This is a genomic window from Ensifer adhaerens (genome assembly GCF_000697965.2).
GTDB classification, from domain to species: domain Bacteria; phylum Pseudomonadota; class Alphaproteobacteria; order Rhizobiales; family Rhizobiaceae; genus Ensifer; species Ensifer adhaerens.
In genome coordinates, this window is the sequence record NZ_CP015880.1 from 1,988,568 (window position 1) to 2,010,478 (window position 21,911).

General features: G+C 64.0%; 22 protein-coding genes. 10 read left to right on the plus strand and 12 right to left on the minus strand.

What is annotated here, in order from left to right; translation table 11 throughout:
• The first annotated feature begins 58 nt into the window (after nucleotides 1-58).
• The 6 genes from FA04_RS09565 to FA04_RS09580 all read left to right on the plus strand — a co-directional run bounded on the left by FA04_RS09565 (nucleotide 59) and on the right by FA04_RS09580 (nucleotide 5,089).
• Nucleotides 59-832 (plus strand): SDR family oxidoreductase, encoded by a 774-nt coding sequence (locus FA04_RS09565; protein WP_034793314.1) that lies wholly within the window; start codon nucleotides 59-61, stop codon nucleotides 830-832.
• Between the two features lie 238 nt (nucleotides 833-1,070).
• Nucleotides 1,071-2,387, plus strand: a complete 1,317-nt coding sequence (locus FA04_RS35590) for a hypothetical protein (protein ID WP_167550693.1) — start codon at nucleotides 1,071-1,073, stop codon at nucleotides 2,385-2,387.
• A 35-nt stretch (nucleotides 2,388-2,422) separates the two neighbouring features.
• The gene (locus tag FA04_RS09575) at nucleotides 2,423-3,367 is read left to right on the plus strand and encodes a mechanosensitive ion channel family protein (RefSeq protein WP_051659272.1); all 945 of its coding nucleotides are present in this window, start codon (nucleotides 2,423-2,425) and stop codon (nucleotides 3,365-3,367) included.
• Nucleotides 3,368-3,543: 176 nt separating this feature from the next.
• Entirely contained in the window at nucleotides 3,544-3,675 is a 132-nt protein-coding gene (locus tag FA04_RS36380; RefSeq protein WP_256385282.1) for a hypothetical protein, read from the plus strand.
• Nucleotides 3,676-4,091: 416 nt separating this feature from the next.
• Complete coding sequence (locus FA04_RS36385) at nucleotides 4,092-4,214, plus strand: hypothetical protein (RefSeq protein ID WP_255380501.1); 123 nt, start codon at nucleotides 4,092-4,094, stop codon at nucleotides 4,212-4,214.
• A gap of 482 nt (nucleotides 4,215-4,696) precedes the next feature.
• Nucleotides 4,697-5,089 carry a hypothetical protein gene (locus FA04_RS09580; RefSeq protein ID WP_034793299.1) on the plus strand — a complete coding sequence of 131 codons (393 nt, stop codon included), beginning with the start codon at nucleotides 4,697-4,699 and terminating at the stop codon, nucleotides 5,087-5,089.
• A gap of 175 nt (nucleotides 5,090-5,264) precedes the next feature.
• Here the strand turns inward: FA04_RS09580 and FA04_RS09585 are convergent, their stop codons facing one another.
• The 4 genes from FA04_RS09585 to FA04_RS09600 form a co-directional block, all read right to left on the minus strand.
• Nucleotides 5,265-6,065 carry a nucleotidyltransferase domain-containing protein gene (locus FA04_RS09585; protein WP_309142277.1) on the minus strand — a complete coding sequence of 267 codons (801 nt, stop codon included), beginning with the start codon at nucleotides 6,063-6,065 and terminating at the stop codon, nucleotides 5,265-5,267.
• Nucleotides 6,066-6,147: 82 nt separating this feature from the next.
• Nucleotides 6,148-7,188, minus strand: coding sequence for a cell division protein FtsZ (ftsZ, locus tag FA04_RS09590; RefSeq protein ID WP_034793296.1), 1,041 nt, complete (start codon nucleotides 7,186-7,188; stop codon nucleotides 6,148-6,150).
• Between the two features lie 460 nt (nucleotides 7,189-7,648).
• The gene (locus tag FA04_RS09595; RefSeq protein ID WP_034793282.1) at nucleotides 7,649-8,257 is read right to left on the minus strand and encodes a glutathione S-transferase family protein; all 609 of its coding nucleotides are present in this window, start codon (nucleotides 8,255-8,257) and stop codon (nucleotides 7,649-7,651) included.
• A 167-nt stretch (nucleotides 8,258-8,424) separates the two neighbouring features.
• Nucleotides 8,425-9,222 carry an aminoglycoside phosphotransferase family protein gene (locus tag FA04_RS09600; RefSeq protein ID WP_034793279.1) on the minus strand — a complete coding sequence of 266 codons (798 nt, stop codon included), beginning with the start codon at nucleotides 9,220-9,222 and terminating at the stop codon, nucleotides 8,425-8,427.
• A 151-nt stretch (nucleotides 9,223-9,373) separates the two neighbouring features.
• Here FA04_RS09600 and FA04_RS09605 point away from each other — a divergent pair, with 151 nt between their 5' ends.
• Nucleotides 9,374-9,670, plus strand: coding sequence for a hypothetical protein (locus FA04_RS09605; RefSeq protein ID WP_034793757.1), 297 nt, complete (start codon nucleotides 9,374-9,376; stop codon nucleotides 9,668-9,670).
• 12 nt (nucleotides 9,671-9,682) lie between these two features.
• Here FA04_RS09605 and FA04_RS09610 read toward each other — a convergent pair whose 3' ends face one another.
• The 4 genes from FA04_RS09610 to FA04_RS09625 form a co-directional block, all read right to left on the minus strand.
• The gene (locus tag FA04_RS09610; RefSeq protein WP_034793276.1) at nucleotides 9,683-10,723 is read right to left on the minus strand and encodes an ABC transporter ATP-binding protein; all 1,041 of its coding nucleotides are present in this window, start codon (nucleotides 10,721-10,723) and stop codon (nucleotides 9,683-9,685) included.
• On the minus strand, nucleotides 10,711-12,417 hold the full coding sequence (locus FA04_RS09615; protein WP_051659295.1) for an ABC transporter permease: 1,707 nt from the start codon (nucleotides 12,415-12,417) through the stop codon (nucleotides 10,711-10,713). Before FA04_RS09615 ends, FA04_RS09610 begins: the two co-directional genes overlap by 13 nt.
• A 74-nt stretch (nucleotides 12,418-12,491) precedes the next feature.
• Nucleotides 12,492-13,472 carry an ABC transporter substrate-binding protein gene (locus tag FA04_RS09620; protein ID WP_034793273.1) on the minus strand — a complete coding sequence of 327 codons (981 nt, stop codon included), beginning with the start codon at nucleotides 13,470-13,472 and terminating at the stop codon, nucleotides 12,492-12,494.
• Between the two features lie 171 nt (nucleotides 13,473-13,643).
• Nucleotides 13,644-14,570, minus strand: coding sequence for a peptidoglycan-binding domain-containing protein (locus FA04_RS09625; RefSeq protein WP_034793270.1), 927 nt, complete (start codon nucleotides 14,568-14,570; stop codon nucleotides 13,644-13,646).
• Between the two features lie 233 nt (nucleotides 14,571-14,803).
• Here FA04_RS09625 and FA04_RS09630 point away from each other — a divergent pair, with 233 nt between their 5' ends.
• Nucleotides 14,804-15,274: a carboxymuconolactone decarboxylase family protein gene (locus tag FA04_RS09630; protein ID WP_034793267.1), complete on the plus strand. Its 471-nt coding sequence runs from the start codon at nucleotides 14,804-14,806 to the stop codon at nucleotides 15,272-15,274.
• Complete coding sequence (locus FA04_RS09635; RefSeq protein ID WP_034793265.1) at nucleotides 15,274-16,131, plus strand: sigma-70 family RNA polymerase sigma factor; 858 nt, start codon at nucleotides 15,274-15,276, stop codon at nucleotides 16,129-16,131. The genes FA04_RS09630 and FA04_RS09635 overlap by 1 nt, the downstream gene beginning before the upstream one ends.
• 27 nt (nucleotides 16,132-16,158) lie before the next feature.
• Here FA04_RS09635 and FA04_RS09640 read toward each other — a convergent pair whose 3' ends face one another.
• Nucleotides 16,159-16,566 (minus strand): RidA family protein, encoded by a 408-nt coding sequence (locus tag FA04_RS09640; protein ID WP_034793253.1) that lies wholly within the window; start codon nucleotides 16,564-16,566, stop codon nucleotides 16,159-16,161.
• A gap of 170 nt (nucleotides 16,567-16,736) precedes the next feature.
• Here FA04_RS09640 and FA04_RS09645 point away from each other — a divergent pair, with 170 nt between their 5' ends.
• Nucleotides 16,737-17,333: a TetR/AcrR family transcriptional regulator gene (locus FA04_RS09645; protein ID WP_034793250.1), complete on the plus strand. Its 597-nt coding sequence runs from the start codon at nucleotides 16,737-16,739 to the stop codon at nucleotides 17,331-17,333.
• 35 nt (nucleotides 17,334-17,368) lie between these two features.
• Here the strand turns inward: FA04_RS09645 and FA04_RS09650 are convergent, their stop codons facing one another.
• The 3 genes from FA04_RS09650 to FA04_RS09660 all read right to left on the minus strand — a co-directional run bounded on the left by FA04_RS09650 (nucleotide 17,369) and on the right by FA04_RS09660 (nucleotide 21,769).
• Nucleotides 17,369-19,273, minus strand: coding sequence for an adenylate/guanylate cyclase domain-containing protein (locus tag FA04_RS09650; protein WP_034793247.1), 1,905 nt, complete (start codon nucleotides 19,271-19,273; stop codon nucleotides 17,369-17,371).
• A gap of 146 nt (nucleotides 19,274-19,419) precedes the next feature.
• Entirely contained in the window at nucleotides 19,420-20,025 is a 606-nt protein-coding gene (locus tag FA04_RS09655) for a deaminase (RefSeq protein ID WP_034793244.1), read from the minus strand.
• A 244-nt stretch (nucleotides 20,026-20,269) separates the two neighbouring features.
• Nucleotides 20,270-21,769, minus strand: a complete 1,500-nt coding sequence (locus FA04_RS09660; protein WP_371273165.1) for a nucleobase:cation symporter-2 family protein — start codon at nucleotides 21,767-21,769, stop codon at nucleotides 20,270-20,272.
• Between the last annotated feature and the right edge of the window lie 142 nt (nucleotides 21,770-21,911).

Genomic DNA, 21,911 nt, shown 5'->3' on the forward strand with positions numbered 1-21,911 from the left:
CGTAGCCCGGCCCGCCGAACGAAAGCATCCGCCATCAGGCGCACAACAGGAGAAACCCATGGCAGACCACAGCATCAACGGCAAAACCGCCCTCATCGCCGGCGGCGCGAAGAACCTCGGCGGCCTGCTCGCACGCGATCTTGCCGCACACGGCGCCCGTGGCGTCGCGATCCATTACAACAGCGCGGCAACGAAGGCGGCAGCCGATGAAACCGTGGCGGCGATCAAGGCGACCGGTGCCGCGGCCCACGCCTTCTCCGGCGATCTCACCAGCGCCGCCAATGTCGAAAAGCTCTTTGCCGACGCCAAGGCGGCGCTCGGCAGCATCGACATCGCCGTCAACACCGTCGGCAAGGTGCTGAAAAAGCCCTTCGTCGAGATCACCGAAGCCGAATACGACGAGATGAGCGCGGTCAATTCGAAGTCCGCATTCTTCTTCCTGCGCGAGGCCGGCAGGCATGTCAGCGACAACGGCAAGGTCTGCACGCTGGTCACCTCGCTGCTCGGCGCCTTCACGCCCTTCTATGCGGCCTATGCCGGCACCAAGGCGCCGGTGGAGCACTTCACCCGGGCAGCAGCCAAGGAGTTCGGCGCGCGCGGCATCTCCGTGACCGCGATTGGACCCGGCCCGATGGATACGCCCTTCTTCTACCCGGCCGAAGGCGCCGACGCCGTCGCCTATCACAAAACCGCATCGGCCCTTTCGGCCTTCTCCAGGACCGGCCTCACCGACATCGAGGACATCGTCCCCTACATCCGCTTCCTCGTCTCCGACGGCTGGTGGATGACCGGCCAGACGATCCTGGTGAATGGCGGCTACACGACGAAGTAGGCCGGAGGACCTGGCACCGGAGCGTCCGCCCAGCGTCTCTCTCCCCGCTTGGCGGGGAGAGATGTCCGGCAGGACAGTGAGGGGGCAGCTTCGGCGCAGGGCAACCCTTGGTGAGCGGCGGCCCTGGCGCGGCCCAGTCCCCATCCCGCCCCACAAAATTCGATTGGAATTTTAGAACGTTATGTAATGTGATGGACAAGGCCGCAGGGCGGACAACCGATTTTGATGGATGAATTTCATGCTGCGTTTCCACTTCTTCTGCCGCCATCTGCTGGCGGGCCTCGTTCTCGTCCTGACCCTCGCCCTGCCCGCACTCGCCGAGACGACGCCTCCGCCGGTCACCGTGATCCTTACACCCGGCCAGAGTGCTGCCGAGATCGAGGAGACCTTGCGCGCCGCCGCCAAGGCCGGCGGGTCGGTGACCGTCGAGTGGCGCGACGCTGCGGCGCAGGCCTCGGGCGAAACGACGACGCCCGCTGGCGCTGGCGTCGCGGCACCGGCGCCCGCGTCGGGGGGCGCGGCCACGCATCAGGCTGCACCCGCAACCACGACGCCTGAACCAACGTCCTCGCCCGATCAGCCGGACACGCTCGACACGCTTTCCGCTCGTTTTGTCAATGGCTTGCAGATGGGCGTTGCCGGTATGTCCGGCATCGCCGGGGTGATGGCTGACGTTGCGGCAGGCATCCGCGCCGAGGGCTGGTCGGTGGTTTCGGTAACAGCCGTGGCCCTGCTCGCCGTCGCAGCCGGCCTTGCCGCCGCCTTTGCCAGCCGGCTCCTCATCCACCGGCTGTTCGGCGCCTCGTTCGAAGTGGTCGATCTGCTCCACCGCATGCGCGCCTCGCTGATCCGGCTTGGCTTCGACATCGCCTATCTGGCGATCATCGCCGTGGCCGCGCATGCCGTTGCCCGCCTGTTCCTGACGCCGGCCACTGCCTCTGCCGAACTCGCCCACGCCCTCATCACCATCGCCCTCGCCTCCGTGGTCTATGCAGTCGGCGCCCGCTTCCTGTTTGCGCCGACGCGGCCCGAGATCCGCCTGCTCGATATCGCCCACCCGCGCTTCCACGCCAACATGCTGACCGCCTATGGGGCGATCGGCGCCATCCTCGGCGCCAGCCTGCGCTTTGCCCACCAGCGCGGACTGGAGAATGCTGCAACCGATGGCTGGCTGTTGATCGGCGTGACCCTGTTGACGCTGTTGAAACTCTATTGGTTCATCGCCGGCGCCGGCGATATCCGCACGGTGTTTGCCGGTGAAAACCCAGGCCCGGTGCGCCGCGCCATCGCCTTCGGCGTGCCCGAATTCTATGCGGCAAGCGCCATCGTGCTCTGGCTGATGAGCGTCATCGTTGCCGGCAGCCCGAACAGCGCCGCCTGGAGCTTTGCCGGCGGCACGACACAGATCATCCTGCTCGCGCTTCCGATCCTTGCCTTCGGCATCCATTCGCTGGCGGGGGTGCCGCCGAGCGCCGGCGCACGCCGGCCTCCCACGCGCTGCACGCGGCGATTTCGGGCAGCGTCCAGACGGCGCTTGCCGGCGCCATCTGGCTGATCGGCCTGCATCTGATTATCACGCTCTGGCGCCCGGTGCTCGTCCAGCATGATACGGCCGGTGCCATCGGCTGGATCGTCATCCTCGAGCGCATCAGCCTTGCGGTGGTCGCGAGCTGGGTGATCTGCAGTTTCCTCTGGAAGAGCTTCGAGGCCTTCGCGCCCACCGCCCGCCTCGCTTTGCCCGGCGACAGCGAGGACGATACGGTGGTCCACCAGCAAAGCCGGATTTCGACCATCCTGCCGCTCGTCCGCAACCTAATCTTCGGCGGTATCTTCGCCGTCACCAGCCTCGTCATCCTTTCCGCACTCGGCATCAATATTGCGCCGCTGATCGCCGGCTTCGGCGTGCTGGGCCTCGCCCTTTCCTTCGGCTCGCAGACGCTGGTGAAGGACGTCGTCTCCGGCATCTTCTTCATCGCCGACGATGCCTTCCGCGTCGGCGAATATGTCGATACCGGCAAGCTCAAGGGCACGGTCGAGCGCATCTCGCTGCGCTCGCTCCGGCTGCGCCACCAGAACGGCCAGATCCACACGATCCCCTATGGCCAGCTTCAGGCGGTCACCAATTTCAGCCGCGACTGGAGCACGGTGAAGTTCGAGTTGAAATTCGAGCGCGATGCCGACCCCGAGAAAATCCGCAAGACCATCAAGAAGGTCGGCCTTGCCATGCTGGAGGATCCCGAGATCGGCGGCGAATTCCTGGTGCCCTTGAAGATGCAAGGTATCCAGGACGTCACCGAAAACTCGCTCGTCGTGCGCCTCAAGTTCACCGCCCGCCCCGGCAACCCCAGTATCCTGCAGCGCGAGTCGATGAAGCGCCTGCTGCCGGCGCTGCGCGAAGCCGGCCTCGACCTCGCCTCCAACGCCGTCACCGTGCGCTCCGGCGCTGCCGGTGCAGCCGAGGCGGAAGCGGCCGCCGCCAACCTGGCGCTGGCGAAAAAGCCGGCAGCGGCCGAAACGGCGGAGGCGGAGGGATAAGCAGGCAGTCGATGGCGACAGCGGCATGGACATGCCGTGTCCGCCAACGGCACGCGTCCTCCACCGATCTCGGTCCGGCGACGAGGACACGCAATCATCCAGGTGCCGCGACGACCTTTGCGTGTATGGTGGGTCGCGCGGGCGCGGCAGCAGCGCCTTTCGATGGAGCGTCAGGAATGGATAACGATCACCTCTGGTACTGTCTCGTCGGCACGAAGGACACCAACACCGGCATGGCCCGCTTCCTGCTGGCCGTCGGCGCATTCATTGTGCTGTTCGGCGTCGTCTTCTGGATCCTCGGCCACTAGAGCCGTTCGGCGGCCATCTCTTCAAATCGACATCGAAGGTCCAGAAGCCCGAGGAGATGCGAAGCGCTCCTCACGCGTCCGAATTCACACGGCTGCGCCGCTTCACCCGCCCGTTGAACTTCTCGGTGGCCGGCCGCAACTCCGATCCGTCGTTCTCGCGCTACCGCTTCAACACGGCGTGTAGCTCCCCGGGGAAATCTCCGGCCTAGGACGGGCTGGAGCACACCGAAAAGCTGCATTCCTCCGCGATTTCCCGCTGTCCCCACGGGAACAATAGTCGGCCCCGCCCATTTGCTAGAACAGGTTCAACAAAAGGCCGGAAGGCCTTTGACCGGAAAGCACAGGGCTTCCGGATCGATCACCGCCCGGCGCAACGAAGGATCAAGGCCAGGCAAGAAGGAAGTCGGAGCAACGCCATGCGCATCATCCTGGTAGCCCTTGTCGCCTCAGTCATGAGCATCCTGGTGTTCAAATATGCCGATCATTCGCTTGGCAACACGCAGATCGTTGCAACAGCCGAACAGCTGGCCGCCCTTTAAGAACCTCCCGCTGATCGCGCTGCCGGTAGCAGAACGATGCTCCGGCCCGGCGCGACACCTCTCCATTCTCCCCATCTCTGGCTGAAGACGGCACTCGCGCTCGAAGCGCCACCACAGGGATTGCCTTTGTCCAGTTGGCGCGAAGGACATCGGTCGTGGCCCGCCGACCGTTACCGTTTCCATCCCAGGCGTCTCTGGCAGCTGCCCCGCAGGCGCAGCGACATAGCCCCGCCACCGATCGTGCCCTGCCCGCCCGTCCCCGCTCCGGCTGAGGGCGCAATTGGGAGCGCCCAATTTCGCAACCTCTAATAGACACCGAACGATCGGAGAACGGTCCAAGCACGAAAGTGGTTTTCCCGTAGCCTCCTCCCCCAAATGGGGGAGGAACATTTCGTGAAACCACTCGACGCGTAAGCGCGCCTCTTGCTAACCGTTAAAGTTGTCTTACATAGGCATGAGCAACAATTTATACGATTGAATAAATGGACTTTCGTCTCGTCGCCGGCGGCATGTTTGTCGCTCTGCTGTGCGCAATCGCCATCGTCCTGTTCGCGCCGCGAACCGAGCAATATATGAGCTATTCCAAATATGAGTGGACGATCTCCGCGTTGCGCAAGCGCCCGGGCGCGCAGCGGCAATATGTAGAGGCATGCGTATCGGAGTACCTGCCCGACCTAAAGGACAATGCGCTTGAGGGAACGCCCTATTCCAGCCGGAAAGAAATGGCGGAGGACGTCTGCCGGCGCTACTTCAAAGTGTTCATCGATGGCAGGCTGAGCTTCGCCGAGTTCAACCGCTCGATGTACGAGGAGCTTCCATTCTCCGTGGTCGAGGAGGCTGAGCGCCGGGAGCCACGCCCTCCGCGCAGCAAGTGAAGGCCAAAGGCCTCGCCTCTGCACTCGCCGTAGCTGTTGGCTCACCCAGAACTTGGCCGTCAGCCCTGCGGGCGCCGGCGCTCGTGTTGAAGCGTCCCGGCGGTTCCTCGCAAACAGATCATGTCCCCACCCGCGCCCAAGGCATCGGAGGCGGCCATCCCACGAGCCGGCGCATTCACTGCGCGAGAAGACCAGGACGCCGGGCATCCGGCGGCGCCGTCCGACGGTCCCCGGCAAACAACGGCCCGCCATGCGGCGCCAGTTCCAGCTCGGCAAGCCGGATCAGCTCTGCTGCCTGTCCTGCGCCCGCGTGGCGCAATGCCGTGTCGAAGCTTTCGGCAAGCGACGCGTCCGCCCGGACGAGCAACCGCGGTAGCCATTTGCCGCGCCCAGACCATCGTCCGCGGCCAAGCAGCATCAGATCGGCGAGCGGCTTCGTCAGTTCGGCGGCAATGGCGCGGATCTCGGCGGCCGGGCGTGCATCGCGCAGATCATCCACCAGATCGGTGATCTGGTAGCGTAGTCGGTCGCGTATCTCAGGCGTCAGCGGCGCCGGCCCTCGTTCCAGGCGCTGTTGCGCCCCGGCCTGAAGCGCTTCGGCACGCGCCCGCTCAGGCCCGATAGCAACGCCGCCCGCCACCATGTCCGCAAGCACCGGGCAACCGCCCGCCATATCCTGGTCGACAAACCAGTTGAGCGTCTCGAAGTCGTGCACGAAGGCCTCGATCGGAAAATCGTCGAAATGGAAGCTTTCCCGCCAGGCGGCCGGCAGGGCCTCGTGCAGCACCACCAGGTCGATATCCGAGGTCTGCGTACCCTCGCCGCGCAGGATCGAGCCCGCGACGATCGCAAAGATCGCCTGCGGAAAGCGTTCCGCAAGCACCGCCTCAGCCGCCATCACCGCTCTCGCCGCACGGCCTGGTGCCGCTGGCGCGTGCTTTGCCGCCTCATCGGCGGGCACACCCTCGTCGCTCATTCGAGCCTCCAAACGCAAGGACCCTCCCGATATGGCGTCATCACATCGGGAGGGTCCTTGAAGCAGGCGATGGATGCGAATGCTATTGCAGCGTGCGGGTCGGTGCAGGTTCAGCCGCCGGCTGGCCGACGGCGGCACCGGCCGGGTTGGCGGATGAGCGCGCGCCGTCGAGGCCGGTCGCAACGACGGACACGCGGAAGGTACCGTCGAGCGTACGGTCGAAGATCGAACCGACGACGATGTCGGCTTCGTCATAGACCTCTTCGCGGATGCGGGTCGCGGCTTCGTCCACCTCGAACAGCGTCATGTCCATGCCGCCGGAGATCGAGATCAGCACGCCGCGGGCGCCGCGCATCGACACTTCGTCGAGCAGCGGGTTGGCGATGGCGGCTTCGGCCGCCTTCAGCGCGCGGCCCTCGCCGGTCGCCTCGCCGGTGCCCATCATCGCCCGGCCCATGCCCTTCATGACAGATTTCACGTCGGCGAAGTCGAGGTTGATCAGGCCTTCCTTGACGATCAGGTCGGTGATGCAGCCAACGCCCGAATAGAGCACCCGGTCGGCGATCACGAAGGCATCGGCAAAGGTGGTCTTGGCGTCAGCGATGCGGAAGAGGTTCTGGTTGGGGATGACAATGACGGTATCGGCCGCCTCGCGCAGCCGCTCGATGCCCTGCTCGGCCGTTTCCATGCGGCGCTTGCCTTCGAAGCTGAAGGGCTTGGTGACGACGCCGACCGTAAGGATGCCGGCCTTGCGTGCCGCCGCCGCAATTACTGGGGCCGCGCCCGTGCCGGTACCGCCGCCCATGCCGGCGGTGACGAAGCACATATGCGTGCCGCCGAGGTGATCCATGATCTCGTCGATCGATTCTTCCGCCGCCGCCCGGCCGACATCCGGCAGCGAGCCCGCGCCGAGGCCTTCGGTCACGGCGGCGCCGAGCTGGATGATGCGCGACGACTTCGACATGGCGAGCGCCTGCGCGTCGGTGTTGGCGACCACGAAATCGACGCCCTGAAGCCCTTCGTTGATCATGTTGTTGATGGCGTTGCCGCCACCGCCGCCGACCCCGATCACGGTGATCTTCGGGCGCATTTCGGTGATCGTGGGCTTCTTGAAATCGGTCATGGCTTGTCTCCTAGAGCCAGCGCCTTGCAGGCGCCCGGCAGCGGCGAATCGGGCAGCTTGTATTTTAGGAATTGAAAAAAGCCATGGAGAAGGCAAGCAAAAAGGGCGACGCGCCTATCCACATATGAATTTTAGCGGGGGCGCAGAGGCGAGAATTCGGTCGTTGGGTTTCGTCTGCAGAATGGGGAAATCTACAAAATAATCAATGCTATGGCGCATGCCATCCCCTCACCCTGACCCTCTCCCCGCCTGCAGGGAGAGGGAACGCGGACGACGGCCGGCTCCCAGGTCGAGACCTGCCGACGGGCAACGCGGCTGCCACATTGGCCGAAGGAACGAGCGGCCGCCACGTCCCACCTTCTCCCCGCGACAACGGGGAGAAGGTGGCCGGCAGGCCGCATGAGGGGCCGATCTCGCCACCCTAAGACTGCGCGAAACCGCCCCTGCCACAGGCTGTCCCTTAGGCCTCAAAACTCGGCCGCGAACGCACCCGCTCCAGCCAGCGCTGGACGTTTTTTGCGGAAGCCGGGATTTCCATGCCGAAGACCTCGCAGAGCCAGGCGGTGACCCCTGCGGTGATGTCGGCGATCGAGAATTCGTCGCCTGCCAGGAACGGCCTTCCATCCGAGAGCTCATCGTCGAGCCAGCCCCATTTCTGCGGCACCGCCGCCCGCTCGGTCTCGGCAAAGGCCGGAAACTGCGTCAGCCGCTCGGCAAAGAACGCGTCCGAATGCAGCGCCACATTGCCGACGGTGCCGAGGATCACCAGTTCGGCGCGCCGGTTCCACATCTCCACCTTGGCGCGGCTGACGGCGTCATGGCCGAAGAGTTGCGGCTCGCGCGTGGTCTCCTCGAGATAGCGGCAGATCGCGACGCTCTCGGTGATAACAGTGCCGTCGTCGAGTTCCAGCACCGGGATCTGACCGAGCGAATTGACCGCGAGAAACTCCGGCGCCTTGTGCTCGCCCTTGGCGAAATCGACATCCACCATCGGCAGCGAGATCCCCTTCTCCGCCATGAAGATGCGCACGCGATACGAATTCGGTCCCATGCCCTGATAAAGCTTCATCTTATCCTCCTGTCGATGAGGCGACCGCCCCGTTCCTCCTCAACCGCATAAAAGCGGAACACCGGTTGTTTATAACAACCAGTTTCATTTAACTCAATGGTTTATTTCAGTAGGCAAAAATTCTTTTTCGCGAGCGCTATCGGCTTGCCCTGCCGCTTCGCCGGTCGTCAGACAAGGTTTCGGGACAATAGTGTCCTATAGCGCTCGAAGGCGTCCCGCTCTCGCCGCCAGTGATCGAGATGCCCGTCCCGTTTCAGCCGCTCGGTCGCGGCCGCGCCGATCATTGCCAGCATCGCCGCCTCGTCGCCCATATGCCCGAGCACATCGGCGACCATCCCAAGCAACGCATCGTCCGAGGCAAGACCGTAGGTCGCGCACAGCCGTTTCAGCCGCCGGCTGCCATCATCGAGATCCGCCAGCGCCGCGGCCTTCAAGTCATCGGAATGGAAGGAAAGCGGCACGGTCCAATAGGCGAGATAGGCAAGGTCTCGCAGCCGCGGCCCGGGACCGGCGAGATCGAAGTCGATGATCCCCACCGGTTCGCCGGCCCGAAAAACGAGATTGTACGGCGCAAAATCATTGTGGCAAATGACCTCCCATCGACGCCGATCCGGATATCTAAAGGCCCAGCGATCCGCCGCGCCGAAGTCGAATTCGGCCGTCGCGTCATGATAGGCGCGAAGCAGCCGCCCTGCGGCAATCAGCGCATCCTCGCAAAGCCAGATGTCGGAAGAGACACCGGCATCGCCTTCAACAAAGCTCAGCATCTCTCGTCCCTGGCCGTCGAGGCCCAGGAACCGCGGCGATCCCGCAAAGCCCTTTGCCTCGAGACGGAGGAGCAGCCGGTGAACGGTCGCGCTCTCAGGGCGCGTGGCGCGGCGCACCGTATCGCCCACGCGTACGACGCCGGCATTGACGTTCCCGCCCGCAAGCGGCGTTTCCTGTATCGGCGTTTCGGATGTCATCGGACCGTTCGAGAGGCTGGAGGCGAAGCTGGCCGAGGATCGTCTTCGGATCACCCCCTGTCAACGAACCGTTCCCATCGACGGCCCGGCCGATCGCTGTCCTTGAATCTGCCGGGCGATCATGCTTGCCTCTTTCAAACAGGAGCTTGCCATGTTCGCCCGATCCGCCGTCGCCTGCCTCGTCCTCGTCCTTGCCACCGGTCAGGCCACTGCCGCCCTTGCGCCGAATTTTCAGCGTGCCCGCGAACTGAACGCGGTCATCAACGCGGTCGCCGTCGCCGTTCCCAAACACCCGATCGACAAGGTCATCAGCCAGGGCCGCGACCGTTATGCCGTCGTCGCCGGCAAATGCACGGTGATCGCAAGGATCGTCGGCCTGCCGGCAAAGCCGGGCGTTGTCGGCCCGCGCCAGTTCGAGGTCGAACTCGACAAACCCGATTGCGACTGACGCCAACCCGACCTAGAGCCGCCACCCCTGGCTCATCACGAAGCGCGCCGTGTCTCCCGGCATGATCGCCCTGTCGCCATAGGCCTTCAATGACTGACCGTCCGGCAAAGCCAAGGTCAGGGCAAAACGCTCGCCTTCGAACACGCATGAGACGACGCGGAGCGCCATGCCCTCGCCGTCGTGGCGCACATGTTCCGGGCGCACGAGGACGTCGCGCACGGCGCCATCGCCCGCGCCTTCCATGCGGACGCCGGCAAGCGCTGACCGCAGCAGCGACCATTCGAGCGCCCGTGGCGCGCCCTCCGGCACGGCGAGCTTGAGCACCGAGCCGCGGCCGATCAGGCCGCCGACGACGGCGCCTTCGGGTCTTGCGTAGATCTCGGCCGGCGGCGCCATCTGCATCAGCCGCCCCTCGGACATGACGGCGACATCGGTTGCGAGCGCCATGGCTTCCGCCTGGTCGTGCGTCACATAGATCATCGTCGCGCCCGAGCGCTCGTGGAAGATGCGGAAGGTCTCCTCCATCGACTTGCGTAAGTGCTGGTCGAGATTGGCGAGCGGCTCGTCGAGCAGCACGACATCCGGTGAGGTCACCAGGCAGCGGGCCAGCGCCACGCGCTGACGCTGGCCGCCGGAAAGGGCTGCCGGCCGGCGGTCGGCATAGTCGGTGAGCTTCACCAGCGCCAGAGCATCGGCGACGCTCCTTTGCCACGCCGAGCCCGAAATGCCGCGGACCTTCAGCGGATAGCCGACATTTTCGGCCACCGTCATATGCGGCCAGAGCGCATAGGACTGGAACACCATCGCCATGTTGCGCCGCTCCGGCGGCAGCGCCCGTGCAGCATCCGAAAGCCGTCTTTCGCCAAAATCGATCGATCCATCGCTGGGCTGCTCGAAGCCGGCGATCATGCGCAGCACCGTCGTCTTGCCGCAGCCGGAAGGCCCGAGCAGCGCCAGGAAGCCGCCTTCCCGCACGGTCAGCGACACATCGGAAACCGCCGGCCGGCCGCCGCCGAAATGCTTGGTGACGTGATTGAGGATCAGTTGCGCCACGGCAGCACGCCTTCCGGGAGATAGTTTGCGAGAGCCTCGAGCGCGGCCATCAGCATGACGACCATGACGACCACGAGCACGGAAAGGGCTGCGGCCAGGTCCGACGAGCCGCTGTCGTCGAGATTGAAGATGGCGACGCCGAGTGTCTGGGTGCCGGCCGACCAGAGCAGCGCCGAGACCGTCAGCTCATTGGCGGCAATCAGGAAGACGAGGATGATCGCCGCACCCGCGGCCGGCGCTACCAAGGGCAGGATCACGTCGGACATCCGCCTGAAGAAGCCAGCACCGGCGAGACGCGCCGCCTCTTCCAGCGATGGGTCCATCTGCAGGAAAGCACTCATCACCGGCTTGAGGCTGACGGCGAGGAACGAGGAGAAGTAGGCAACCAGGATGATCCAGATGGTGCCATAGAGCGAGACCTTGAGGATCGGCAGAGGTGCGGCAAAGGTAAGGATGAAGGCGACGGCCAACACGATGCCCGGCAGCGCATAGGGGATCTCGATGAGGATGCCGAGCGTATTGGCAAGCCACCCTTTGCGTCGCGTCATGAGATAGGCTGATGGCACCGAGACGGCGAGCAGGCCGAATGCGGCCGTTGCTGCAAGGAACATCGAATTGCCAAGCGCCTTCAGCGTCATCGACTGGCGGAAGAGAATTTCTTCGTAAGCGCGCAGCGACACCGTCTGAAGGTTAAGCGGCACGCCATAGGCCGGCACCAGCGAGCTCGCGACAAGAGCGGCGAGCGGTGCGACCAGCACGAGAAGCAAGATCGCCACGAGGACCAGCTCGACGACCGGGCGGAAGCGGCCGAGCGAAAAGGCGGCATTCGCCCCGGAAAGGCCGATGATGCGGTAATCCCTGCCGACAAGCGCCTTCTGCTGCAGGATCAGCCCGGCAGCCGCGATCATGGCGATGAGGCTGGAGAGCAGCGCGATCTCGCCGAAGGTGCCGGCGCCGAAGCTGGCGAGCCGCGTATAGATCAGGGTCGGCAGCACCTCGATGCCCGCGGGAATGCCGAGGATCGCCGGAATGCCAAAATTGCCGACGTCGGAGACGAAGGCGATCGCCGCACCGGCAATCAGTCCCGGCAACGACAGCGGCGCGACGATGTCGCGAAAGACACGGAATGGCGTGGCCCCGGCAAGCCGTGCCGCCTCCACCCCGTCGCGCGGCGTTGCGGAAAGCCCGGCTTTCAGCGCCAGGAAAACCAGCGGCGCATGCTGGACGCCGAGAAGCAGCGAAATGCCTGCCAGCGAATAGAGCGGCTGCGGGCTGCCGAGCGGCGGCGCGATCCCGAGCGTCTTTAACAGCGGGCTCGCCGGCCCGGTCATCTCCACCCAGGCAAGCGCCGTCACCTGCGGCGGGATCATCATCGGCAGCATGAAGGCAAAGCTGAGCGCAAGCTTGCCGCGCACATCCGTCAGCGCCACCGAGAAGGCGAAGAGCGCGCCGATGACAACGGAGACGACCATGCCGCCGGTCGCGGTTATCAGCGTGTTGCGGAGGGCGGCAAAGGTTGCAGGTTCCGTCAGCACGCCAATCGACCGGCCCGAAATAAGCCCGGCAAAGCCGGCCTTCGCCAGGCTGAAGAGCGGCAGCAGGCAGAGGAGAAACAGGCAGGCGAGAACGAAGGGCACCAGCCAGCGCGGCTCGGCGGCGGGGCTCGCCCCTGCCCGCACCTTGGGCGCGCCCATCGTCCGGCCGTGAAAGGAAAGGCGCAGCCAGCGGGGCCGGCTGCGCGCATCGTTGCGTTCAAGCATTCCCGGGATCAGTTCGTGCCGAAGATGCCGGAGAAGGTTTTGAGATCCGCGTCGGAGTTCTTCACGGCCTCGGCCGCATTGACCGGCAGCACCTTGATCGTCTCGCGGGCCGGATAGCCCGCAGGCAGCGCCACGCCGTTGCGGGCCGGGATATAGCCCATCTTCACCGCCGCCTTCTGGCCTTCCTCGGACAGCAGGAAGTCGACGAACTTCTTCGCCGCCTCGACGTTCTTGGCGGTCTTCAGGATGCCGACGGGCTCGGTCACGGCAGACACGCCCTCGGCCGGGAAGACGAATTCCACCGGCGCGCCCTTGGCCTTCTCGCGGATCGCCATGAAATCGACGAGCATGCCATAGGCCTTCTCGCCGGTCGCAACCGCCTTCAAGACGCCGCCATTGCCGCCGGCAGCCGTAGCACCGTTCTCCGCGAGCGCCTTGTAATAGTCCCAGCCGAGGCCATCAATGCCAGTCAGGGTCTGAGCGTGAATGAGAGCCGCACCCGAGGTCAGCGGGCTCGGCATGGTGACGAGGCCCTTGGCCTCCGGCTTGCTGAGATCCTGCCAGCCCTCAGGCTTCATGGCGGCGGAGGTGTTATAGACGATGCCGGTCGTGATCATCTTGGTGGAGTAATAGGCGCCGTCCGCATCATAGAGTGCCGCGTCGTAGCTTGCCGCTTCCGGCGACTTGTAGTCGGCGAGATGGCCTGCTTCCTTCAGCCGCTGCATGGTCACGGTGTCGGCGATGAGCAGCACGTCGGCCACCGGATTGCCGGCCTCGATCTCTGCCATCAGCTTGGCCATGATCTTGGTCGTGCCCTCGCGCACCCATTCCACCTCGATGCCGGGATTGGCGGCCTGGAACGCGTCGACCGTCGCCTGCGCATCCTCGTTCGGCTGGCTGGTATAGAGCACCAGGCTCTCGGCATAGGCCGCGGTCGAAAGCAGGCCTGCGACAACAGCGCCGGCAAGGACGGAGACAAACGATTTCATGGATACACCCTCGTGTTGAAACTGGCGCCGAGGGATAGGGCCACCCTTTTACAGGGGTATGACAGAACCGGGGGACGCGCGATCTGTGGGTCCCGATGCAGGTCGCGCAAATGTGCGCAGCGGTTTTGCGGCGACGACGTGCATAAAAACAAGAGCTTCACGCGATGAGCTTTAGCGCGCGCCCGTCGACATCTGGCTGCGGTGGAGCACATAGGCATTGGCCAGTGTGTAGAGGAACTCGCGGTCACTGTAGTGCGCATAGTGGTCCAGCCTGTAGACGCGCGCGAAATTTCGGGCAGCGACCTCGAACTCCGGTCCGAGCGCATTGTCGACATCACCAAAATAGAAGCCGATGGCCTTCAGGTATTTCTGAATGAGGCGAAGGTCGCCCTCCGCCGACTGGATGGTCAGCTTGTTGAATTCGTTGGTGGTGAAGATCGACAGGTCGTCATTGGTGTTGCGGTGCTCGAAGGTCATGACATAGCCGAGGTTCTCCGCAGCGATGAAGGCGTGCATCGTCTTCAGGATGACGTTGTACTCGACCGGCCGGCCGCTCAAGGGCGCCATGCCACGGTTGAAGAGCAGCATCATCGAGGCGATCCTCGACGTCATGGAAAAGGGACTGCTCGGCGAATAGCCGAGCACCTCGAAGACGCAGCCGGCGGCCTGATAGTCCTCGGCCGGATCGAGCACCCGGCGCAGATACTCGTTGTCCACACCGATAATCCGGTTGTCCTTGCCATAGTGAAGCCGGCCCTTGATGGGAGCGCCCTCTTGGGTCGCGGCCTGGCCCGCCTCGACGGCCAGCTCGCGAATGGCCATGCCGAGTCGGCCCATCAGCATTGTCGCGATTACCGCCTCGACAGCGGCCTTTTCCATGCCGTTTCGGGGAATGACCGCACTGCCGTGGCCGACATAGGCATCGAGCGCGCCGAAGCTTGCTGCGAATTCTCCCTGGAGCTGGCCATACCAGTTAGGCAAAAGCGCCTTCAGCGCAAAGCTTCGCCTCTCCAGCTTCCGCCACAGCGCCGCAAAGTCGTTAATGGTGATCTCGAAGACGTACGGAATATCGAGTGCGGCATTGAATTCGTCTGCCATTGAGTACCTCCCGAAGCACTCGGCACCACCACCTGCAATAAAGGATCCCCCAGGCTACACTCACATATCGGCCGAATGCGGCATAGTCATCCAAACGGGTTAGTGCGGCGCGGCATGCGCCGGCTCCGCACAAAACAATCCACACTGGAGTTTTCAAAAAAAATTCGCGGCCATGTCACACCGGCCGTCGCTCGCTCGTCATGGTATCGGAACCAACGAAAGGAAACGGAACCATGACTGCCAAGATCGACCTTTTCGCCGCTGCCCCGCAACTGATGAAGAGCTGGACCAGTGTCTCGATGGCCGTTGCCGCGAGCCTTGACGCCACTATTATCGAACTCGTGAAAATCCGCGCCTCGCAGATCAACGGCTGCGCCAACTGCATCAACATGCACACCCAGGAAGCCCGCGAAAAGGGCGAGACGGAACAGCGCATCTACCTGCTTTCCGCCTGGCGCGAAGCGCCCTGCTATTCCGATCGCGAGCGCGCCGCGCTAGGCTGGACAGAATCGCTGACGCGGCTTTCGGAAGGCCACGGCCATGAAGCGGCCTATCAGGCGCTGAAGGACCATTTCACCGAGGAGGAACAGGTGAAGCTCACGCTGATGATCAACGTCATCAACGGCTGGAACCGTCTGGCCGTCGGCTTCGGCCTCTGGGTCGATCCGGCAGCCGCCAAGGCCGCCGCCCAGGCTGCCGCCTGATGGTGGACAGCGCCCATGAGGACGCAGCGGCGGTTTTCGACCCGCTGCGTCCGAAGCTCGTCCGCGTCGCCTACCGCATGCTCGGCTCGGTCGCCGATGCGGAGGACATGGTGCAGGAGGCCTTCATCCGCTGGATGGGGGCCGACCGCACATCCGTGCGCGAGCCGGAGGCGTTTCTGCGCCGCACCGTCACGCGGCTCTGCCTCGACCAGTTGAAATCCGCGCGGCTGAAGCGCGAGACCTATGTCGGCCCCTGGCTTCCCGATCCGGTCGTCGAGGAGGAGCCGGAGGACGACGTCACCCTGCCCCTGATGCTGGCACTCGAACGGCTCTCGCCGCTGGAGCGCGCCGCCTTCCTGCTGCACGACGTCTTCGGCCAGAGCTTCGATGAGGTAGCGGCAACGATCGACCGCGACGCCGCCGCCTGCCGCCAGCTTGCGGCCCGGGCCCGCACCCATGTGCGCGAGGAACGCCCCCGCTTCCAGATCGAGCAGCAGCGCGGCCTGGAACTCGCCAACGCCTTCTTTGCCGCCTCCCGCCACGGCGATATGAAAACGCTCGGCTCCATGCTCGCAGCCGATGTCAGCGTACATTCCGACGGCGGCGGCAAGCGCCCGGCCGCCCTGCAGCCGATCCTCGGCTTCGACGCTGTGATGAAGGTGCACGCGCAACTGGCCGCCCTCTTTGCCAAGCACGGCTCGACGCTCGTGCGCGCCGGCTTCATCAACGGCCTGCCCGGCTTTGTCACCCGGGAGGCCGATGGCGAACTGCAGACGACTGCGCTAGAGATCGAGAACGGCAAGGTCGTGGCGATCTACGTCGTGCGCAACCCGGACAAGCTGGTGCATTTGCACTAGAACCCGGGTTGCCACGTTCCCAATGACCTACGCGGCCAGTTGGCCGGCCGGAATCCGCGCGATCACCTTGATCTCGAAATCGAAACCGGCGAGCCAGTTGACGCCGATGGCGGTCCAGTTGGGATAGGGCTTTTCGCTGAAGATCCGGTTCTTGACGGCCATGATCGTCTCGAACTGGTGTTCGGGGTCGGTGTGGAAGGTCGTCACATCGACGATGTCGTCGAAGCTGCAGCCGGCTGCCGCGAGCGTCGCTTCGAGATTGTCGAAGGCGCGTTCGACCTGGCGTTCGAAATCCGGCTCCGGGGTGCCATCCTCACGGCTCCCCACCTGCCCCGAGACGAACAGCAGGTCCTGTGACCGGATGGCCGCGGAGTAGCCGTGCGCCTCGTAGAGCGCATGACGATTTGCCGGAAAGATTGCGTTGCGTTTGGTCATCGGTCTGATCCTTCTCGTAAATTGAGGGCGCGCAAACGGGCGCGCCCTGCCGTTTCAGGCAGAACTTCACAAAACCCGCTTCATTTGATATACGGAACGTATCTGAAATAGCGAAATACGACGCGTATGTCAAATCCATATACGCGTCGTATCTGAATTTGAGGTCAAGAATGGCCAGAAGCCGCCAGGAAACGATGGAGGAAAACCGCGCGAAGCTGATTTCGGCCGGCCGAAAGGCCTTTGCCGAAAAGGGCTATGCGGCGGCCTCGATGGATGAGTTGACCGCCGATGTCGGGCTGACGCGCGGCGCGCTCTATCACAATTTCGGCGACAAGCGCGGGCTCCTGGCCGCGGTCGTAACGCAGATCGACGGCGAGATGGCCGCCCGCGCCAAGGCGATCGGCGCAGATGCGGCAGCCGGTGACCACTGGCAGGCGATGCTTGCCGAAGGGGCCGCCTATATCGAGATGGCGCTCGATCCCGAAGTCCAGCGCATCGTTCTGCTCGATGGCCCGGCCGTGCTCGGCGACCCCTCGAAATGGCCGAGCCAGAACAGTTGCCTGCTGGCGACCAAGCGCTCGGTAGAGCAACTGCTGGACAAGGGCGTGCTGAAGCCGGTCGATCCGGAAGCGGCCGCGCGGCTCTTGAGCGGTGCCGCCCTCAACGCTGCCCTCTGGGTCGCCGCCAGCGACGAGCCGAAAGCGGTCTTGCCGAAGGCGATCGACGCCTTCCGCGCCATGGCCACCGGCCTGCTGGCGGAGCGCTGATCCGCCCCGATGGGCGGTCGTAGCGGCGGCAAGGACTAACGGGCGTTCGCGCGCAAAAGCTCCCAGAGGTCGATGCCTCCCGAGCGCCCCTTCACGTGCACCATCCCCATCGCGCGGAAGTCGAAGAGGTCGGCAACCGCAGACTGCACCGCCCCGCTCACCAGGATCGACGTGTTGAACTCCTTGTTCAGCCCCTCGAGCCGCGAGGCGACGTTGATCGTGTCGCCCATGGCCGTGTATTGCTGCCGCGCGATCGCGCCGAAGCTGCCGACGACCGCCGGCCCCGTATGCACGCCAAAGCGCGTGAACAGCTCCGGCCGGCCGCCTTTGCGGTTGGTCTCGTTCAGGCGATCGACCGCCGCCTTCATCGCCAGCGCGCAATGACAGCCATTCTCGATGTGCTGCGGATCGGCAACCGGCGCGTTCCAGATGACGAAGATGCTGTCGCCGAGATACTGGATCACGGTCCCGTGGTACTGCTCGGCCACCGTGTTCAGCATCTCGAAATAGGCCGAGAGAATATCGACGACTTCCTCCGGCGAATGCTGTTCGGAGATGGTGGTGAAGTCGCGCACGTCGGTGAAAAGCGCCGTCACCTCCTGCCGCCTGCCCCGGACCGCCGCCCCGCCCTCAGGGTCGATGATCCGGCGCACCACCTCGCGCGGAACATAGAGCGCAAACTGGACGATAGCGCGCCGGCTGGCGGAAAGCGCGCCGCCAAGCGTATTGATCTCGGTGATCCAGGAATGCGGGGCGTCCGTGCCGGCAAAGTTCAGGTCACCGATCCGCCGCGCCTCGTCGGCGAGGTGATAGAGCTTGCGGCTGATCACGCGGGACAGCATGAGCGAGCCGACCACGCCGGCCACCAGCACGGCTGCGGCAATCATGAGGTTGCGCACCAGGAGCCGGTTTGCCTGCACCACCAGATCCTGCAGCGGCACGACGATCGCGACCGAGCTGCCCTTGAAGAGGCCGGATACGCTGACGGGTGCCATCTGGACCAGATAGCGCTCGCCGGCAAAATCGGCTTCGGCAAGACCACCGCCCGCATAGGCGGGATCCTTGCGCAGCCCGGCGACGACGTCGAGGCTGGGATCCAGGCTGCGCATGCCGGCGCCGCCACCACCCGACCAGGCGCCGAGGATTGTGCTCATGACCGCGGGATCGGAATGGGCGACGAGGTTGTTGTCGCTGCCGATGACATAGGACCGGGCCCGCGGTGAGATCTCGCGCGCATCGAGAAGGCGGCTGATGGTCTGAAGGTGGATGTTGGTGCCGACCACGATCCCCTCCTTGCCCTTCAGCGGAACGGCCAGCGCCAGCGTCGGAACCTTCAGCGTTCCGGTGACATAGGGCCCGACGGAAACCGGACCGCCGGCTCGCAACGCCGTCTGATACCAGGGGCTCTGCCGCGGGTCGAAATTGGTGCGCTCGAACGGACGCTCCCCGATCGTCTGCGCCGCAGCATCGAGGAACCGAAGGGTAGAGACGGTGCCCGCGTCCTTGGCATGCGCAAGCAACCGAACGGCAAAGGCGGTGCCTGCCGGTGCCGCCAGACTTTGGCGAACATAGTCCCGCCCCGTGTTGATCACCTGCAGGTAGGATCCATCAGGATAGCCGGCATAGACGCTCGTCGCGTTGGAAACGCTTCTGAGCACCTCCAGGAAGAACTGCTCCTTCGGCTGCAGGTCGCCCGGCGGCGCGACGGCCAGCTGCGGCACGGTGGACGCAAGCGCGACCGCCTCGTGGCCGCCCTCGAGCGCATTCCTGTAGCCCTCGATCAGCCTCAGGCTCATCTCGCGCATGTGCTTTTCGCCGGCAAGGATCGCCGCCTGCCGCCCCTGGCTGAACGCCATCCAGATGATCGGCGTCGCCGTTAAGATGAGCAGCGCCACGACGAGCACGCTGAGATGCACCCTGAGAGGCCTGGACCAGTTCACGCAATTCCCCCGAAACGCGACTGTATGGAGGCGACCCTAGCACCTGCCCTGGCGAGGAGGAATGCATATTCTTTCAAAGAAATAGGCCATTTCAATCTCTGATGAGAGAATGAAATGGCCCGGTACAGGTGACGGCTTTTCGAGCGTCAGTTCAGCGGAATGGCGTTGCCGTCCTTGCTGTCCTGATAGACGGAGGAGAGATCGTCGTATTTCGCCCGGATCGCCTCGGCGCGGGCCTTGAGTTCCTGGCGTTGCGGCTCGGGCAGAGCGTCGATCAGCGCGTGGATCGACTGGCCCTTCCAGAAGGCATTGGTGCGGTTGTAGCCGCCCGGCTCCAGCGTGAAGACCTCCTTCAGGATCTTCAGGTCATGCGGAATGGAGAAACTGTCGCGGGAATCCTCGTGGCTGAAGAAGTAGAAGAAATTGTCGAAACCCGCCCAGGTGATCGCCGAAAGGCACATCGAGCACGGCTCATGCGTCGAGAGGAAGATGAGGTCGCGGCTGTCCGGCCGCTTCTCGCCCTCGATCTCGTAGAACCGCTTCAGCGTGTGCACTTCGCCGTGCCAGAGCGGGTTTTCCGTCTCGTTGTTGGTTTCGACAAGCACGGTCGAAAGATCGGATTTGCGCATCAGCGCCGCGCCGAAGATCTTGTTGCCGGCGGCAACGCCCGCTTCCGTGGCCGGAATGATGCCCTTCTCCATCGTGTGAAGGAGCGCATCGAGCAGCGCGTAATTGTCGGTCTCACGTGTCATTCCCAATGTCCTTTTGTTGGGTTTTTCAATCAACGCCAGGAAAAACAGGAAGCGGTTTCCTGCCCGGAATGGCGGGTTTCACAAGCAACTCCAGAAAAAGTGCGAGCGGTTTTTCGTCTGGGATTGCGTGTCTCAAAGCAACTCCAGAAAAAGTGCGAAGCGGTTTTTCGTCCGGGATTGCGTAATTCAAAGCAACCCCAGGGAAAGCAGTCTGGGATTGCATCATTTCAGGGAGCTTGCCGGTTCAGTGCGCCTCCGCCGCAATCAGCGGCACCTCGGTGCCCTTGGCATCGTAGAGCTTGCCGTTGAGGAAGTAGTCGCCGTCGTGCAGCCTTGCGATGTCCTGGTAGCGGATCGTGCGTTCGGTTGCAGCCACGAAGACCGACTGCTGGTCGGAATTGCCTGCGGTGAAGTGATTGAACAGGAGGTTGAGCAGGATCGCCATGACGGCCGCCGACGAGATGCCCGAATGGAAGATCGTGGCGACCCAGGCCGGGAAATGCTCGTAGAAGCCGGGTGCCGCAATCGGGATCATGCCGAAGCCGATCGAGGTCGCGACGATCACCAGGTTCATGTTGTTATTGTACTCGACCTTGGACAGCGTGCGGATGCCGCTTGCCGCAACCGTGCCGAAAAGCACGATGCCGGCGCCACCAAGCACCGAGGTCGGCACCGAGGCGACGACGCGACCCATGATCGGCAAGAGGCCGAGCGTTACCAGGAACAGGCCGCCCGTTGCCACCACATAACGGCTCTTCACGCCCGTCACCGCCACGAGGCCGACATTCTGGGCAAAGGCGCTCTGGGTGAAGGAGCCGACGACCGGCGCGAGAATGCTCGACAGCATGTCGGCACGAAGGCCGTCACCAAGCCGGCGCGAATCCACCTTGGTTTCGACGATCTCACCGACGGCGAGAATGTCGGCCGAGGTCTCGACCAGCGTCACCATGATGACGATCAGCATCGAGATAACAGCCGCAAGCTCGAAGGTCGGATAGCCGAAATGGAAGATCCTCGGCAATGCGAAGACCGGGCCGTTTGCAACTTGCGAGAAATCGGTCATGCCGGCGACATAGGCAATGCCGGTACCGATAACGATCGACAGCAGGATCGAAAGCCTGGAGATCGAAGCGTTGCCGAGTTTGCTCAAGAGCAGCACGATGATGAGCGTGACCGCCGCAAGCTGGATATTGGCGGTGCTGCCGAAGTCCGGCGCCGCCTTGTTGCCGCCCATCGCCCAGAATGCCGCAACCGGCATCAGCGTCAGGCCGATGGTGGTAATGACGATGCCGGTGACGAGCGGCGGGAAGAAGCGGGTGATGCGCGAAAACACCGGCGTGATCAGAAGGCCGATCAATGAAGCCGCGATGACCGCACCAAGGATCGCCGGAATGCCGCCATTGCCGGAAATGGCGATCATCGTGGCGACACCCGAGAACGAGACGCCCTGCACCAGCGGCAGGCGGCTGCCGAAGAATGGCACGCCGATCGTCTGCAAGATGGTGGCGAGGCCACCGGCGAAAAGCGAGGCGGTGACGAGCAGGCCGACATCGCCGGAATTCAAGCCCGCCGCCTGGCCAAGGATCAGCGGAACGGCGACGATGCCGCCATACATGGTCAAGACGTGCTGCAGGCCATAGGCGAGGTTCGCGCCGATGCTCAGCCGTTCGTCTTCCGGATTTTGCGCCGGATTCTGGGTATGCGTAGTGTCCTCTGAAATGCTTGCCAAGGGTATCTCCTCCATACCTTCGCGATATGTCCCGTCTCCAGCGGGACAACCAAAAGGGTACTGAAGGTAGGCAAATCTCGCTTTCCTAAAAAAGGCGAAACACCTTTCGGGTTTTGGGCGGGAATGGTTGGGGCGGGAAATATCTGCCGCAATCGGC

Bases quoted from the DNA above. Each gene is read 5' to 3' on its own strand.
- FA04_RS09655 (WP_034793244.1), bottom strand. From the start codon at position 20,025: ATGACACGTGAGACCGACAATTACGCGCTGCTCGATGCGCTCCTTCAC.
- FA04_RS09595 (WP_034793282.1), bottom strand. From the start codon at position 8,257: ATGAAGCTTTATCAGGGCATGGGACCGAATTCGTATCGCGTGCGCATC.
- FA04_RS35590 (WP_167550693.1), top strand. From the start codon at position 1,071: ATGCTGCGTTTCCACTTCTTCTGCCGCCATCTGCTGGCGGGCCTCGTT.
- ftsZ (WP_034793296.1), bottom strand. From the start codon at position 7,188: ATGACCGATTTCAAGAAGCCCACGATCACCGAAATGCGCCCGAAGATC.
- FA04_RS09615 (WP_051659295.1), bottom strand. From the start codon at position 12,417: ATGGGCGCGCCCAAGGTGCGGGCAGGGGCGAGCCCCGCCGCCGAGCCG.
- FA04_RS09605 (WP_034793757.1), top strand. From the start codon at position 9,374: ATGTTCGCCCGATCCGCCGTCGCCTGCCTCGTCCTCGTCCTTGCCACC.
- FA04_RS09635 (WP_034793265.1), top strand. From the start codon at position 15,274: ATGGTGGACAGCGCCCATGAGGACGCAGCGGCGGTTTTCGACCCGCTG.
- FA04_RS09630 (WP_034793267.1), top strand. From the start codon at position 14,804: ATGACTGCCAAGATCGACCTTTTCGCCGCTGCCCCGCAACTGATGAAG.
- FA04_RS09660 (WP_371273165.1), bottom strand. From the start codon at position 21,769: ATGGAGGAGATACCCTTGGCAAGCATTTCAGAGGACACTACGCATACC.
- FA04_RS09640 (WP_034793253.1), bottom strand. From the start codon at position 16,566: ATGACCAAACGCAACGCAATCTTTCCGGCAAATCGTCATGCGCTCTAC.
- FA04_RS09600 (WP_034793279.1), bottom strand. From the start codon at position 9,222: ATGACATCCGAAACGCCGATACAGGAAACGCCGCTTGCGGGCGGGAAC.
- FA04_RS36380 (WP_256385282.1), top strand. From the start codon at position 3,544: ATGGATAACGATCACCTCTGGTACTGTCTCGTCGGCACGAAGGACACC.
- FA04_RS09580 (WP_034793299.1), top strand. From the start codon at position 4,697: ATGGACTTTCGTCTCGTCGCCGGCGGCATGTTTGTCGCTCTGCTGTGC.
- FA04_RS09585 (WP_309142277.1), bottom strand. From the start codon at position 6,065: ATGAGCGACGAGGGTGTGCCCGCCGATGAGGCGGCAAAGCACGCGCCA.
- FA04_RS09565 (WP_034793314.1), top strand. From the start codon at position 59: ATGGCAGACCACAGCATCAACGGCAAAACCGCCCTCATCGCCGGCGGC.
- FA04_RS09625 (WP_034793270.1), bottom strand. From the start codon at position 14,570: ATGGCAGACGAATTCAATGCCGCACTCGATATTCCGTACGTCTTCGAG.
- FA04_RS09645 (WP_034793250.1), top strand. From the start codon at position 16,737: ATGGCCAGAAGCCGCCAGGAAACGATGGAGGAAAACCGCGCGAAGCTG.
- FA04_RS36385 (WP_255380501.1), top strand. From the start codon at position 4,092: ATGCGCATCATCCTGGTAGCCCTTGTCGCCTCAGTCATGAGCATCCTG.
- FA04_RS09620 (WP_034793273.1), bottom strand. From the start codon at position 13,472: ATGAAATCGTTTGTCTCCGTCCTTGCCGGCGCTGTTGTCGCAGGCCTG.